This window comes from Pseudomonas sp. 382 (genome assembly GCF_002759075.1).
Taxonomy (GTDB): domain Bacteria; phylum Pseudomonadota; class Gammaproteobacteria; order Pseudomonadales; family Pseudomonadaceae; genus Aquipseudomonas; species Aquipseudomonas vlassakiae.
This window is the reverse complement of sequence record NZ_PEMX01000098.1, coordinates 1-1,019: the sequence shown is the minus strand read 5'-3', so window position 1 is coordinate 1,019 and position 1,019 is coordinate 1. Positions and strand designations below refer to the sequence as shown.

The 1,019-nt window shown below is 55.2% G+C and carries 1 protein-coding gene; it reads right to left on the bottom strand.

Annotation, left to right across the window (positions count from 1 at the left end; genetic code table 11):
- A partial coding sequence (locus tag CQW31_RS30750) for an IS1182 family transposase (RefSeq protein WP_099816123.1) occupies positions 1 to 1,019 on the bottom strand: 1,019 nt, incomplete at both ends.

Sequence of the window (1,019 nt, the reverse complement as noted above, 5' to 3'; positions counted from 1 at the left end):
ACTACCGTTTCATGCTCCCAGCGCTTCAACCGGCGTTCCTTACCCGTCGTACACTGCTTATGCATGGCGCAACTTTGGCAGCCAGAGAACCAGTAGGAGTGCAGCAACATGCCGTCTTCCACCGAAGAATGCCTGCGGGTCAGTAGTTGATCCGCAGGGCATCGGTATTCATCCGATGCAGCGATGTAGATGAAGTCCTGCTTGCCGAATCTGCCTTCCGCTTTGCTGCTTGATGTCAGCGGCTTCGGGACAAAAGTGGTGATCCCGGCCTGCTCGCAAGCAAGGATCTCCGGACCTTTGTAATAGCCTCGGTCGGCGACCACTGTCAGCGACTCAGCACCGATCTCTTCGCGTGCCTGGTTCGCCATATTGCTCAACTGTGTTCGGTCACTGCCAACATTGGTGACTTCATGAGCAATGATCAGATGGTATTTGTCATCGACTGCTGTTTGTACGTTGTAGCCAACCGTGCCAGTACCTCCGCCACTCGTGGCCATTGAGCGTGCATCAGGATCGGTAAGAGAGATTTGCTGATCTGGGCTGGCATGAAGCTGCACTTCAATGTCCTTGAGCTTCGTCATCTGCTGTTTCAGCTTTTCTATTTTTTCGCTCAGCCGTTCAGCCTTGGCCTCGGCGACCTCGGGCGCTGTCCGATCCGCCGAATCCATCGCCGCAAGATAGCGGTTGATGCTCTGCTCGATCTGCTGCATGCGCGCCTTGATCTTGCCCTGGGTAAAGTTGCGGTCGCGGTTATTTACGGCTTTGAATTTGCTGCCGTCGATGGCAATGATCGACTGGGAGAAAAGATTGAGGTTGCGGCAAAGCACTACGAATTGCCGGCAGACGCTGCGAATGGCTTTGCCGTTGTCTCGCCGAAAGTCGGCAATCGTTTTGAAGTCGGGAGCCAACCGGCCCGTTAGCCACATCAGCTCGACATTGCGCTCTGCCTCGCGCTCAAGCCGGCGGCTGGACTGAATCCGGTTGAGGTAGCCATAGATGTAGATTTTCAGCAGGACTGC